This is a genomic window from Pseudomonas sp. TE12508, assembly GCF_056279485.1.
Genome location: NZ_JBWCCN010000001.1, coordinates 193,497 through 206,225, shown reverse-complemented (window position 1 = coordinate 206,225; position 12,729 = coordinate 193,497). Strand labels below are relative to the sequence as shown.

At 56.8% G+C, this 12,729-nt stretch carries 13 protein-coding genes and 1 tRNA gene; 11 read left to right on the top strand and 3 right to left on the bottom strand.

Annotation, left to right across the window (positions count from 1 at the left end; all coding sequences use genetic code 11):
• Position 1 precedes the first annotated feature (1 nt).
• Positions 2-77: transfer RNA gene (locus ACZ9IM_RS00895), tRNA-Phe, on the top strand.
• Between the two features lie 84 nt (positions 78-161).
• Here ACZ9IM_RS00895 and ACZ9IM_RS00890 read toward each other — a convergent pair.
• Positions 162-611, bottom strand: coding sequence for a carboxypeptidase regulatory-like domain-containing protein (locus tag ACZ9IM_RS00890; protein WP_427625424.1), 450 nt, complete (start codon positions 609-611; stop codon positions 162-164).
• 262 nt (positions 612-873) lie between these two features.
• Here ACZ9IM_RS00890 and ACZ9IM_RS00885 point away from each other — a divergent pair, with 262 nt between their 5' ends.
• The 5 genes from ACZ9IM_RS00885 (at position 874) to ACZ9IM_RS00865 (ending at position 5,563) form a co-directional block, all read left to right on the top strand.
• Positions 874-1,932: a PDDEXK nuclease domain-containing protein gene (locus ACZ9IM_RS00885; RefSeq protein WP_427625425.1), complete on the top strand. Its 1,059-nt coding sequence runs from the start codon at positions 874-876 to the stop codon at positions 1,930-1,932.
• Positions 1,929-3,611 carry an RNA-binding domain-containing protein gene (locus ACZ9IM_RS00880; protein ID WP_476223197.1) on the top strand — a complete coding sequence of 561 codons (1,683 nt, stop codon included), beginning with the start codon at positions 1,929-1,931 and terminating at the stop codon, positions 3,609-3,611. Before ACZ9IM_RS00885 ends, ACZ9IM_RS00880 begins: the two co-directional genes overlap by 4 nt.
• Positions 3,612-3,701: 90 nt before the next feature.
• On the top strand, positions 3,702-4,643 hold the full coding sequence (locus ACZ9IM_RS00875; RefSeq protein ID WP_427625448.1) for an alpha/beta hydrolase family protein: 942 nt from the start codon (positions 3,702-3,704) through the stop codon (positions 4,641-4,643).
• A gap of 38 nt (positions 4,644-4,681) precedes the next feature.
• Positions 4,682-5,098, top strand: a complete 417-nt coding sequence (locus ACZ9IM_RS00870) for a hypothetical protein (protein ID WP_253547116.1) — start codon at positions 4,682-4,684, stop codon at positions 5,096-5,098.
• A 6-nt stretch (positions 5,099-5,104) separates the two neighbouring features.
• The gene (locus ACZ9IM_RS00865; RefSeq protein WP_063341864.1) at positions 5,105-5,563 is read left to right on the top strand and encodes a hypothetical protein; all 459 of its coding nucleotides are present in this window, start codon (positions 5,105-5,107) and stop codon (positions 5,561-5,563) included.
• 84 nt (positions 5,564-5,647) lie between these two features.
• On the opposite strand, the gene ACZ9IM_RS00860 is transcribed toward ACZ9IM_RS00865, so the two are convergent.
• A complete protein-coding gene (locus ACZ9IM_RS00860) occupies positions 5,648-5,974 on the bottom strand; it encodes a hypothetical protein (RefSeq protein WP_427625427.1) in 327 nt (108 codons plus the stop codon).
• A gap of 364 nt (positions 5,975-6,338) precedes the next feature.
• Entirely contained in the window at positions 6,339-7,733 is a 1,395-nt protein-coding gene (gabP, locus tag ACZ9IM_RS00855; RefSeq protein ID WP_427625428.1) for a GABA permease, read from the bottom strand.
• A 552-nt stretch (positions 7,734-8,285) separates the two neighbouring features.
• Between gabP and ACZ9IM_RS00850 the strand changes: the two genes are divergently transcribed.
• The 5 genes from ACZ9IM_RS00850 (at position 8,286) to ACZ9IM_RS00830 (ending at position 12,489) form a co-directional block, all read left to right on the top strand.
• Positions 8,286-9,059, top strand: coding sequence for an ABC transporter ATP-binding protein (locus ACZ9IM_RS00850; RefSeq protein WP_007897462.1), 774 nt, complete (start codon positions 8,286-8,288; stop codon positions 9,057-9,059).
• A 13-nt stretch (positions 9,060-9,072) separates the two neighbouring features.
• Positions 9,073-9,819, top strand: coding sequence for an ABC transporter substrate-binding protein (locus ACZ9IM_RS00845; protein ID WP_427625430.1), 747 nt, complete (start codon positions 9,073-9,075; stop codon positions 9,817-9,819).
• Positions 9,820-9,897: 78 nt separating this feature from the next.
• Entirely contained in the window at positions 9,898-10,593 is a 696-nt protein-coding gene (locus ACZ9IM_RS00840) for an ABC transporter permease (protein ID WP_008068748.1), read from the top strand.
• Positions 10,590-11,279 (top strand): ABC transporter permease, encoded by a 690-nt coding sequence (locus tag ACZ9IM_RS00835; RefSeq protein ID WP_123498398.1) that lies wholly within the window; start codon positions 10,590-10,592, stop codon positions 11,277-11,279. The genes ACZ9IM_RS00840 and ACZ9IM_RS00835 overlap by 4 nt, the downstream gene beginning before the upstream one ends.
• Positions 11,260-12,489, top strand: a complete 1,230-nt coding sequence (locus ACZ9IM_RS00830) for a methyltransferase (protein ID WP_427625432.1) — start codon at positions 11,260-11,262, stop codon at positions 12,487-12,489. The genes ACZ9IM_RS00835 and ACZ9IM_RS00830 overlap by 20 nt, the downstream gene beginning before the upstream one ends.
• Positions 12,490-12,729 lie beyond the last annotated feature (240 nt).

Here is a 12,729-nt window from a genome sequence, read left to right as displayed (position 1 = left end):
TGCCCAGATAGCTCAGTCGGTAGAGCAGGGGATTGAAAATCCCCGTGTCGGCGGTTCGATTCCGTCTCTGGGCACCAAATACCGAAAACCCTGAATCGCAAGATTCAGGGTTTTTTTATGCCTGGGATTTGATCAGACATCGTGCAAGTCGTCCTTCCTTGCTAGTTTTCACCACCCCAGTGGAAAACCAGATTGCGAGCAGCACCGCTGCCTACATCCGCTGTATCACGCCGCACCTCTCCCTTATGTGTCGCGACAACGGTGTACTTGCCGGCAGGCAGCTGAACGTAAACCAGCGGCCCAGCCTCACTCAGCGTCAGCACGGGTTGCCCTGCGGCTTTTTGAATGACCACATCCACATCGGGAACGTATTCATCCTTAGGCCCGGTAGAAAAGGTCATGTGCAGGTTATAGCCCTGCGTTTGTTGGATAGCTTTAGCCTCATCCTCTCCAATACCGCCGGACAGGTAGGTAATCCCGTTTTGCTGTTGCTGCTGGACTTGCACGCCTGAGGGATCGATCGGTTCAAGACTGGCGGCGTTAAGCACGACTGGAAACATCAGTACGCCGACGGCGGCGATGGGCAGCATGAATGAATGGACGTTCTTCATGATGGCGACTCCCGGGTTACGCAGAACCCAATCGTTACTCTTTTTAGATTTGTTACCGAATGTTCAAGTTTTAGATCGATTCGCACTTGGGCTCACTGCGAATCGGACTACGTGATGCGCTCCTCCTGCATGGGTTTCCGTCGGCCCGGTCCTGCAAAACAAACTCGCCTTTCCTTCCGATTTACCAGCAACGCCCGGCATCGCGGACTATCACTCCCTTGCCATCCTCTTGCGCCTGTTTCCTTCAGCTGCGGAAAATGTCATGAGCCCTCTCAAACCCGATAACACTCAAGATTCACAGATCACTTCACTGCTCGGCAATCTTGGCGAATTGATCCGTGAAGCGCGTCAGAAGGTGCTGCGAGCGGTCGATACCGTTCAGGTGCAAACCTGTTGGCAAATCGGACGGCATATTGTGGAGTTCGAGCAGGAAGGCGCTCGGCGCGCGGTTTATGGCAAGCAACTGCTATCGACGCTGGCGAAAGTACTGACGTCGGAGTTTGGGAAAGGCTTCGACGCTTCCAACCTTCGCTACATGCGCCAGTTCTATCAAGCATTCCCAATTCGTGACGCACTGCGTCACGAATTGAGCTGGACCCACTACCGCAGACTGCTGCGAGTCGACAACGACAGCGCTCGCCACTGGTACATGAACGAATCAGCTCTGCAGAACTGGTCAAGTCGCGCCCTCGAGCGCCAGATCAATACCCTCTATTACGAACGCCTGCTGGCGAGTCGCGACCGGTCCGCCGTCAAACAGGAAGCCGACACCAACATCCAGCAAATGAACGCCAGCCCTCGGGAATTCATCCGGGACCCCGTGCTACTGGAGTTTCTCGGCCTGCCCAATGCGGGCTTGGTCCAGGAAAGCGAACTTGAACAAGCCTTGATCGATCAACTTCAGGGCTTCCTGCTCGAACTGGGCAAAGGCTTCGCCTTCATCGCTCGCCAGCAACGCATCAGTACCGAGAGCAAAGACTTCTACATCGACCTGGTGTTCTACAACTACCTGCTCAAGTGCTTCGTCATCTTCGACCTCAAGCGCGGCGTACTGACACACCAGGATGTCGGCCAGATGGACATGTACGTGCGCATGTACGACGACCTCAAGCGCGGACCGGAGGATAGCCCCACCGTCGGCCTCATTCTCTGCGCGCAGAAAGATGAATCGGTGGTGCGCTATTCAGTGCTGCAAGGTAACGAACAACTGTTCGCCAGTACCTACCGGCTGGTGCTGCCGAGCGAGGAGGAACTTCGCACAGAACTGGATCGGGAATGGGCGGTGCTTGAGGAGCGGTTGCGTGGCAGGGTAATCCGGTGAACGAGTTGGCCCTTCAAAACTACCTACGCAGCAAATACCCCAAGGAAAACACTGCCTGCGAGTGGAAGGAGTTCAAGAACCTTACTCATGCCGTGTCCGGACGCAAAGGTGCAGATATTGCGAGTTATCTATCCGCCATCGCAAATATGGCCGGAGGTCATTTGGTGATCGGCGTCCAGGATTGTTCGCTACACATTGTCGGAGTCCAGCAGTTTCATGACTACACACCTGAAAACATTCGCCAGCGTTTGCTCGGGCGTTGCTGCAATCTGAACTCGGAAGGTTTTTGCATCGAAAGTTTCACTACCAGCGATATCGGCAAGACCGTCTGGGTGTTTCATATTCCCAGGCATAGGCCGAGGCTGCCGGTTTATGCGCACGATAAAGCATGGCAGCGGTTGGACGATGTATTGATTGAGATGCGGCAGGAACGGCTAGAGGCTATTTTGAATGAGCCAATCGACATACAGGATTGGTCGGCTCAGACGGTATTAGGCGCGACCCACGCCGACCTTGATGAACAGGCGGTCGACGTAGCACGACAGAAGTTTGCGGAGAAACACCGCAATGCTTCATTTGCTGAAGACATTCAAACCTGGGATCTGGCGACTTTTCTGGACAAAGCGAAGCTGACTATTCAGGGGTGCATCACGCACTCCGCTTTGTTGTTGGTGGGCAAACGAGAAGCCAGTCATTTTCTGCCAACCCTGGCACAAATCACCTGGAAACTCGCAGGCGAAGAACAGGCATACGAACACTTTGGCCTACCGTTTTTACTGACGACGACTCAGGTGCTGCATCGCATACGTAATATTGACTACAAGCTTTTTCCACAAAACCAATTACTGGCCACCGAAGTCAGCAAATATGACACTCGCGTCATCCTGGAAGCCTTGCACAACTGCATTGCCCATCAGGACTATCAACTGCGCTCACGCATCATCGTCATCGAGCGCGTCGACAGATTGGTATTCGAAAATGCTGGAGGTTTCTATGAGGGTGAACCTGAGGACTACTTCAGCGGCGAGCATACGCCAAGCCGCTACCGTAACCCTTGGCTCACCCAAGCGATGGTCGGCTTGAACATGATCGACACCATGGGTTTCGGAATTTCCACCATGACTCTGTCCCAACGTAGCCGATACTTCCCACTGCCGGACTACAGCAAGTCCAAGGAAAACAAAGTTGTGCTGGAGATTTACGGGAACGTGATCGACGAAAACTACACCCGTCTACTGTTGGAAAATCAGGATCTGCCATTGAACACAGTCATGCTGCTGGACAGGGTGCAGAAAAGACAACCCATCACAGAAAATGCCGCGGCCTTGCTGCGCAAGCAAGGGCTTATCGAGGGGCGAAAACCGAATTATTACGCTGCCGCCCAAGTGGCGCGCAGCACGGGAAACCAAAGCGACTATATTCGCAACCGGGCTTTCAATGATGGCTACTACAAAGATCTGATTCTCGATTATTTGAGGCAATATGGGTCAGCATCACGCCTTGAGCTAGTCGCGCTAATCCTAGATAAACTATCGGATGCTTTAGACGAAAAACAAAAGCAGAACAAATTTCGCAATTTGCTGCACTCGATGTCGACACGTGACCAAAGTATTGAAAAATCGGGCAGTTTGCACAAAGGCCGCTGGATTCTCAGGCGTTTTACTGACGCCATACCGTAGACAAACTCTAGACAAACTTTCTCGCTCTGAATGGGCCCGGTTAGCAACGGAGCACCAATGAGACAACAAATCCTGCTCACGCAATTTCCAATGCTCCAATTCGGAAAACGCCCCTCCAATGCCGCCGGAGAGCCGTTCAACGAACCCGCCGCCGACGGCTTCATCCTTGGCGGCTTCACCTGGCGGCATGCGAATCAAGACCCAACCCGTCCTGTGGTGATTATCAACGCCGCTACTTCAGTCCGTTGCCGACACTACTCGCGCTTCGCCGATTACCTGTTCGCCAATGGCTTCGACGTGATCACCTATGACTACCGCGGCATCGGCGAGTCGCGCCCCGCGTCGTTGAAAGGACTTGAAGCCTCATGGTCCGACTGGGGCGCGCTGGATTTCGAGGCGATGCTGCAAAGAGCGCAACGCGAGTTTGCAGAACAACCCATCAATGTCGTCGGCCACAGCTTCGGCGGCTGTGCGGCAGGGTTGGGCGCCTCGGGGCATGTGATCCGACGCCTGGTGACGGTGGGTGCGCAGTTCGCTTACTGGCGCGACTATGCCCCCGCCCATCGCTGGCGAATGTTTGGGAAGTGGCACGTGACGATGCCATTGATGACCCTGCTTTATGGCTATTTTCCCGGCAAACGCCTCGGCTGGCTCGAAGACACCCCGGCCGGTGTAGTCCGCGACTGGAGCATGCCCACCGCCCGATACGAGAAACGCCCCAGCGGTCGTGTCATCCACGCCAAAAACGGTCAGCTCCCCTTCGCCAATGTCACCGCCCAAACCCTGGCGATCAGCCTCAGCGACGATCCCTATGGCACCATTGCGGCCATCGAACGCCTGCTCGGCTACTTCACTGGCAGTACAAACACCCACCTGCGAATCACCCCTGAAGATATCGGTGAAGAAGAAGTCGGACATTTCGCCTTTTTTCGTAGCGCATACCAAGCCACACTATGGCCCATTGCATTGTCCTGGCTGCGAACCGGCGAGCTGGCCCCCGATACACCCGGGCGGCGAGTGCCACGCAGTTGATGGATGCGCCCCCCTCAACGAATTACGGAACGACGCCCATGGCCTCCGCCAACAAGCAAAACAAACGCGCCTCCCGCGCCAAAGCCAAGGCCAAGCAGAACCGCACCCAGCGGGCCGCTGCGCCGGTCGAGCTGGACCCGAACGACGATCGCATCGACTTCGAATCGGTGGACCTGACCGAACTGTTCAAGAAAATGATCGACGCTGAAAAAACCAGTCAGCAAGCGATGTGTGCAGCCTTCCTCGAAGACCCGCTGCTGGAACTGGTGTACGAGCAGGAAGGCGAAGAAGGCGCAATGGACTTCATCCTCGCGGCACTGATCGAATACCGCCAATGGTCCACCGAGACCGACGAAGCCGGCGCCCTGGCGTGGATCGAATCTGCGGCCTTCCAGGCTGACTACGTGGCGGCGTCCGACGCCATCGCGGCCCAAACCCAACAGAAACCAGACTGAGTTCCCATGGCATCCCTGAACAAGCAACAGAAACGCGCCAAACGCGCCAAGATCAAAGCCAAGCAAATCAATATCCACGGCAGAAAACCCGCCGCGCTGGACGATGATCTGGGCGACATCGGTGAGCCGATCCCGGAATACACCCTGGCGATGTTCAGCAAAATGCGTGACGCCGAGGCTACCAGCCGCAACGACATGCTGCTGACCCTGCTGTCGAACCTCGCCGAAATCATCAGCGATCATCCAGAACTGCTGGACATGGAAAACGCCGACAACGAAGCCATGGCCGCCACACATTTGGCCGCCGACATGCTGATCGACTACCGCATGTGGGCCGACGGCATGGACCGCGACGCCGCCCAGGCCTGGCTGACCGACCCGCAATTCATCACCGACTTTGGCGATGCGCTGGACAGTTATCGTCAGTCGCTGGACGAAGGCGAGTCAAAGGGCGAATCAGTCTGAAAACTGAAACCCGGGCAAACAAAAAACGGGCGCAATCATCACTGATTGCGCCCGTTTTTTGTTTGCCACCCGAAAATTCAAATCTTAGCCAGCGACAGCTTCCAGACGTGGAATTTCCATGCCGATCTTCGCGCTCACATAGCTCAGGTCGCCGCTGGCGATGGATTGAGCTTTGTAGCCGGAACCGATCAGGTCACGCACGTAGAGTTTGTTGTAGATGAACATGAACACGATGTTGCTGAGGCCGAAGGTGAAGCAGGCCACAATGAACATGATCGCTGCCCATTTGATATCACCACGGAACAGTGGCGGAAAAAAGCCAAAGAAAAACACCGTCCACGAGAAGCCGATTGGCGCTTCTTTCATGGCACCGGTGTTAGGGTTTTTGAACACAACCGATGTAAACGCCATGCCTGTCTCCTTGATGCCCTAATGGGTTGGCTGAACGGCCGGGCTATCTCCATGCAGCGCTGACTCTGACCTGCCGTCATAAACAACAGGTACACGCAAATGCATCTGTGAACACTCTTCAGATGAGGGAGCAGGCAAGAAAGGCTCGGGGGGCTTTAGCCAGGAAGGCTGGGGGCATCGAACAATCCGTGTCCTGAAACTCCATCGCATCCCGGAAACACCGAAATGCACATTCGCCAAGAAGGCTACTATTTAGCCATCACTCTGTCCATGAGATAGCCAACCGAAAAAGCAAAAACGACCGTGATCATTTCTGATGACGGTCGTTCGGTGTTTCTACCGCGTTTACTTTGAGTCAGAACACTCAGCGCGCTATCGCTGCGGTCAACTTCTCGTTGCGACGACGTCGAGCTACCAGCAACCCCGCCGCCACCACGAGTGCGCTTAGCAAACCGGTCGCGAGAATCTCCACGCGATGGGCTTCCTGGAACAGCATGATGGTCAGGGCCGCGACAATGAATACGATCACGGCGTAGGTCAGGCCCGGGAACAGCCACATGCTGAAGGCGATTTTTTCACCGCGAGCCATACGCTGTTTGCGCATACGCAGTTGCGAAATCGCGATCACCAGGTACACCAGCAACGCGATGGCGCCCGAGCTGGCCAGCAGGAATTCGAATACAGCGGCCGGGGCCACGTAGTTAGCGAACACTGCAAGAAACGCAGCAGCGGTCGACAGCATCACAGCCCAGTAAGGTGTGCCGCTGCTGTTGGTGCGCTGGGAAACGGCCGGCGCATCGCCACGTTTGCCCAACGAGAACATCATGCGCGAAGCAGTGTAGAGCGCCGAGTTCAGGCAGCTGGTTACCGCAACCAGAACCACAATATCGACGATCAGCTTGGCATTCGGGATACCCATGCGCTCCAGCACGGTCTGGTAGGAACCGACACTGGCCAGAATCGGGTCATTCCATGGCACCAAGGCCACAACGATGAAGATGGAGACGAGGTAGAACAAGCCAATCCGCCAGATCACCGAGTTGGTAGCCTTGGAAATCTGCTGGCCAGGGTTCTTCGATTCCGCGGCCGCAATGGTCACGATCTCAGTGCCCATGAAGGAAAACATAGTGGTCAGGATGGCACCCAGCACCGCGCCCATGCCGTTTGGCAGGAAGCCTTGAGTGTCAAACAAATGCGACACGCCGCTGACCTGGCTGGTCGGCAGGAAGCCGAAGATTGCCAGAATGCCAAGACCGATAAAGCCGATGATCGCTACGACTTTGACCAGGGCGAACCAGAACTCGAACTCTCCGTAGTTCTTCACACTGAACAGGTTGGTCACGGTCAGCAGCAAGGTGATAACCAAGGTGAAGGCCCAGATCGCCACGTTCGGGAACCAGGCATGCAAAATGGTCGCGGCAGCGTTAGCCTCCAGCGGGATAACCAAAACCCAGAACCACCAGTAGAGCCAGCCGATGGTGAAACCGGCCCAGTGACCAATCGCGCGATCGGCGTACGTCGAGAAGGAACCTGTGTCTGGCGATGCAACGGCCATCTCGCCGAGCATTCGCATGACCAGAACCACTAGGGCACCGGCGGCCGCATAAGCCAACAGCACGGCCGGGCCAGCAGCGGCAATGGCGTGACCGGAGCCGACGAACAGGCCGGCGCCGATTACTCCGGCGATCGACAGCATGGTCACATGACGCGGTTTTAGCCCCTGTTCAAGGCCATTGGAGGAGCTTTGGCTACTGCTCATTAAAACTACCTTTGCAAGTAAAGCGATGACGTCGGCCCGGTCTGACATCCCTTCTCGTAAAAAGAATCCAACAGGGCGTTTCTTATTCTGCACGCAATAATTGCGCCAAAATGTTTCACGCGCCCGTTACACGGGGCCTGCACGCAGATCGAGCAGTTATCGCAAGTCATTGAGATTAATGGCATTTCGCCAGAGCGTTACCCTGCCACCCACTTCAGTAACGAATCTGCGCACCAAAAAGACATCAAGAAATACAGGCGCGCACAATAAAAGTGCAGTTCGGGTACGTTTGTCCGGTTAGCGCTTCCAACACCCCGCCAAAGCTGGCAACATCGCGCCTTTTTTTACGCGACAGCCACGTCCAAGCGTGTTCAAACGGCTGTTCGGTTGTTGATGGGGCGACAGTCTGCTGTGCCGATGCGACAACCTGCCACATGCCACCCGTTTACCGTCCGTAGCGCTGTTGGCTGCCATTCGAACGCTATGCTAGCTTGGCCGCCTCGCCAGGAAGGCCGCCAATAGCAGGAGCGCAAAACACTATGAGGAACGCACATGGCTGAGGCCACGCCCGCGCTTGAAATCCGCAACTTGCACAAACGCTACGGACAGCTTGAGGTGCTCAAAGGCATCTCGCTGACCGCCCGCGACGGCGATGTGATCTCGATCCTGGGTTCCTCCGGTTCCGGCAAGTCCACGTTCCTGCGTTGCATCAACCTGCTGGAAAACCCGCATCAGGGCCAGATCCTGGTAGCCGGCGAAGAACTCAAGCTCAAAGCCGCCAAGAACGGCGAATTGGTCGCTGCCGACGGCAAGCAGATCAATCGCCTGCGCAGCGAGATCGGTTTTGTATTTCAAAACTTTAATCTCTGGCCGCACATGAGCGTGCTCGACAACATCATCGAAGCCCCGCGCCGCGTACTCGGCCAAAGTAAGGCCGAAGCCATTGAAGTCGCCGAAGCCTTACTGGCCAAGGTCGGCATCGCTGACAAGCGCCACGCCTACCCGGCGCAACTCTCCGGCGGCCAGCAGCAACGCGCGGCCATCGCCCGCACCCTGGCGATGCAGCCCAAGGTCATTCTGTTCGACGAACCCACCTCCGCCCTTGACCCGGAAATGGTCCAGGAAGTACTTAATGTCATCCGCGCATTGGCCGAAGAAGGCCGCACCATGCTGCTCGTGACCCATGAAATGGGCTTCGCCCGTCAGGTTTCCAGCGAAGTGGTGTTCCTCCACCAAGGCCTGGTAGAAGAGCAAGGATCGCCACAGCAGGTGTTCGAAAACCCGCTTTCGGCGCGCTGCAAACAATTCATGTCCAGCAACCGCTAACGGAGCTACCCGCATGCAGAACTACAAAAAAATCTTCCTGGCCGCTGCCGTCACCCTGGCCTTCAGTGCCGGTGTCGCCGCCGAGACCTTGAAGATGGGCATCGAAGCGGCCTACCCGCCGTTCAACAACAAAGATGCCAGTGGCAATGTCGTCGGCTTCGACAAAGATATCGGCGATGCCCTGTGCGCCAAGATGAAAGTCGAGTGCACCGTGGTTACGTCCGACTGGGACGGCATCATCCCGGCGCTGAACGCCAAGAAGTTCGACTTCCTGATCTCCTCGATGTCGATCACTGACGAGCGTAAGCAAGCAGTGGACTTCACCGCCCCGTACTACTCCAACAAGCTGCAGTTCATCGCACCGAAAAACGTCGACTTCAAGACCGACAAGGCTTCGTTGCAAGGCAAGGTTATCGGCGCTCAACGCGCGACCCTGGCCGGTACCTGGCTGGAAGACAACATGGAAGGCGTCGAAATCAAACTCTACGACACCCAGGAAAACGCCTACCTGGACCTGACTTCGGGTCGTCTGGACGGCATCCTGGCCGACAAATACGTCAACTACGAGTGGCTGAAAAGCGACGCCGGCCGTGCTTACGAATTCAAGGGCGACCCAGTGGAAGAAAGCGACAAGATCGGTATCGCTGTGCGCAAGAACGACCCGATTCGCGAGAAGCTGGACGCTGCGCTGAAAGAAATCGTCGCTGACGGCACCTACAAAAAGATCAACGACAAGTACTTCCCGTTCAGCATCTACTGATTCTGAGCTGCCTGGCCGGCGCCGTTCTCTGACGGTGCCGGTCCTTCGCATTGCCTGCCGCGATTTGAATAGAAATCCATGATTATCGACCTCTACGGATTCGGCCCGGCGCTCGCCGCTGGTGCACTGATGACTGTGAAACTGGCACTCTCGGCCTTGTGCCTGGGGCTGGTGCTCGGTCTGCTCGGCGCCTTGGCCAAGACTTCCCCGTACAAGCCGCTGCAATGGCTTGGCGGCACTTATTCCACGCTGGTTCGCGGCATCCCGGAATTGCTCTGGGTGCTGTTGATCTACTTCGGCACGGTCAACCTGATGCGTGCCCTGGGCGAGTTCTTCGGCAACCCCGACCTCGAACTCAATGCCTTCGCCGCCGGCGTAATTGCGCTGGGACTATGCTTCGGCGCCTACGCCACGGAAGTGTTTCGTGGTGCGATTCTGGCGATCCCCAAGGGTCATCGTGAAGCCGGCGTGGCCTTGGGCCTGTCGAAATTTCGCATCTTTACCCGGCTGATCATGCCGCAGATGTGGCGCATCGCCCTTCCCGGCCTGGGCAACCTGTTCATGATCCTGATGAAAGACACTGCGCTGGTCTCCGTCATCGGCCTGGAAGAAATCATGCGTCACACACAAATCGGCGTGACGATATCCAAGCAACCGTTCACCTTTTATATGGTGGCCGCCTTCATGTATCTGGGTCTGACCATTCTGGCCATGACCGGCATGCACTTTATGGAACGACGTGCCGCTCGCGGCTTCGCCAGGAGCACCCAATGAACTGGGAAGTCATCATCAAGTGGCTGCCAAAACTGGCTCAGGGCGCGACGCTGACCCTGGAGCTGGTGGCCATCGCCGTGATCGCCGGGTTGCTGCTGGCGATTCCGCTGGGCATCGCTCGCTCGTCACGACTCTGGTACGTGCGGGCATTCCCCTACGGCTACATCTTCTTTTTCCGTGGTACACCATTGCTGGTTCAGCTGTTTCTGGTCTACTACGGTCTGGCGCAGTTCGACGCGGTGCGTAACAGCTCGATGTGGCCCTACCTGCGCAGTCCGTTCTGGTGCGCCACCGCGACCATGACCCTGCACACCGCGGCCTATATCGCCGAAATCCTGCGCGGCGCGATCCAGGCGATTCCTCCGGGCGAGATTGAAGCGGCGCGGGCGCTGGGCATGTCCCGGGCCAAAGCCCTGTTCTACATCATGCTGCCGCGTGCGGCGCGCATCGGCCTGCCGGCCTACAGCAACGAAGTGATCCTGATGCTCAAGGCCAGCGCCCTGGCCAGCACCGTGACCTTGCTGGAATTGACCGGCATGGCTCGCACCATCATCGCCCGCACCTACTTGCCGGTGGAGATCTTCTTCGCCGCGGGCATGTTTTATCTGCTGATGGCTTACGTGCTGGTTCGTGGCTTCAAGCTGCTGGAGCGCTGGCTGCGCGTCGATGCCTGCCAAGGGCGTTGATTCCTGCGTGCTGACGGGCGAGGCCCTGCTCGCCCGTTTCACCGCGCTGGATGCTTTTCTGATCGAGCATCAGGCGCTGTGGAAGCCTCGACCGTTTACCCATCTGCAACTGCCTTGGGAAGCGTCCTACCCGGAGTTGGCGTTTTGGCTACGCGGCCGGTCGCTGGAGGATGCGGAAAGCAGTCATAACCAACCTTGTTTGCTCGATGCGCCGGAGCCATTTGCTTCATTGGCGGCGATGTCTGCTGAACTGAGCACGGTGGGTGAATTACCAGCTCGTACACTTGAAGCGGCAGGTCATCGATTGAATGTGGATGTGCCGGGACGCAAATGGCAGCAGATTGAAGCGTTCGCCGGTCGCCTGCAATTTGCTCATGCACCGACACATTGGCTGGATTGGTGTTCGGGCAAGGGCCATTTGGGGCGGCGCCTGTTGCAAACCGGGCAACAACTGACCTGCCTGGAGTTCGACCCGGCGCTGGTCGCCAGCGGCCAGGCACTCAGCCAGCGTCATCAGTTGCATGCGTTGCACGTCGAGCAGGATGTGCTCGCGCCAGGCGCAGCCTCCTTATTGAACGCCGATCACACGCCCGTAGCGCTGCACGCCTGCGGTGATCTGCATGTGCGACTGATCCAGCTCGCCAGCGCCGCCGGTTGCAAACAACTGGCCATCGCACCGTGCTGCTACAACCGGATCAGTCCGTACACCTATCAGCCGCTTTCCCGCGCGGCTGAGCGCTCCGACCTACGTCTCTCCGTTGATGATCTTGCGCTGCCGATGAGCGAAACCGTCACCGCCGGCGCTCGCGTCCGACGCCAGCGCGACACCTCCATGGCCCGGCGCCTGGCGTTCGACTTGCTGCAACGGCAACTGCGCGGCGTCGACAAATACCTGCCAACCCCTTCCCTGCCCAGCGCCTGGCTGGACAAGCCTTTCGCCGATTACTGCCGCGATCTGGCAGCACTCAAAGACTTATCCACAGTTGGTGCCCCAGATTGGACTACACTCGAAACCGCCGGTTGGCAGCGATTGGCTGAAGTCCGCAATCTGGAGCTGCTACGAGGCCTTTTCCGACGGCCGCTGGAGCTGTGGCTGGTACTTGATCGGGCACTTTTCCTCATTGAACAGGGTTACGCCGTTCGTCTCGGCACCTTCTGTAAAACTCCACTCACGCCGCGCAATTTCCTACTCCTGGCAGAACGTCCTTAAATAGCCACAGCCTGTGGATAACTCTGTTGATGGAATTATCGTGGATCCAATATCCGCGCCGTTTTACGCCTTAAACACTACTGGTCATTTTTTGTTCACCCTTATAAAAAACCGGTAAAACAGGCATTTGCAGACAAATGAGAACGAGTTCACAAAATCGTAATGAACAGGCCATCGCCCCTGCTCCATTGTGCATAAGCATTTAATCAAAACGACATAACCGCCGAACACCGGACATCC

Bases quoted from the DNA above. Each gene is read 5' to 3' on its own strand.
- ACZ9IM_RS00875 (WP_427625448.1), top strand. From the start codon at position 3,702: ATGCTCCAATTCGGAAAACGCCCCTCCAATGCCGCCGGAGAGCCGTTC.
- ACZ9IM_RS00830 (WP_427625432.1), top strand. From the start codon at position 11,260: ATGCCTGCCAAGGGCGTTGATTCCTGCGTGCTGACGGGCGAGGCCCTG.
- ACZ9IM_RS00840 (WP_008068748.1), top strand. From the start codon at position 9,898: ATGATTATCGACCTCTACGGATTCGGCCCGGCGCTCGCCGCTGGTGCA.
- ACZ9IM_RS00835 (WP_123498398.1), top strand. From the start codon at position 10,590: ATGAACTGGGAAGTCATCATCAAGTGGCTGCCAAAACTGGCTCAGGGC.
- gabP (WP_427625428.1), bottom strand. From the start codon at position 7,733: ATGAGCAGTAGCCAAAGCTCCTCCAATGGCCTTGAACAGGGGCTAAAA.
- ACZ9IM_RS00870 (WP_253547116.1), top strand. From the start codon at position 4,682: ATGGCCTCCGCCAACAAGCAAAACAAACGCGCCTCCCGCGCCAAAGCC.
- ACZ9IM_RS00850 (WP_007897462.1), top strand. From the start codon at position 8,286: ATGGCTGAGGCCACGCCCGCGCTTGAAATCCGCAACTTGCACAAACGC.
- ACZ9IM_RS00890 (WP_427625424.1), bottom strand. From the start codon at position 611: ATGAAGAACGTCCATTCATTCATGCTGCCCATCGCCGCCGTCGGCGTA.
- ACZ9IM_RS00845 (WP_427625430.1), top strand. From the start codon at position 9,073: ATGCAGAACTACAAAAAAATCTTCCTGGCCGCTGCCGTCACCCTGGCC.
- ACZ9IM_RS00885 (WP_427625425.1), top strand. From the start codon at position 874: ATGAGCCCTCTCAAACCCGATAACACTCAAGATTCACAGATCACTTCA.
- ACZ9IM_RS00865 (WP_063341864.1), top strand. From the start codon at position 5,105: ATGGCATCCCTGAACAAGCAACAGAAACGCGCCAAACGCGCCAAGATC.
- ACZ9IM_RS00860 (WP_427625427.1), bottom strand. From the start codon at position 5,974: ATGGCGTTTACATCGGTTGTGTTCAAAAACCCTAACACCGGTGCCATG.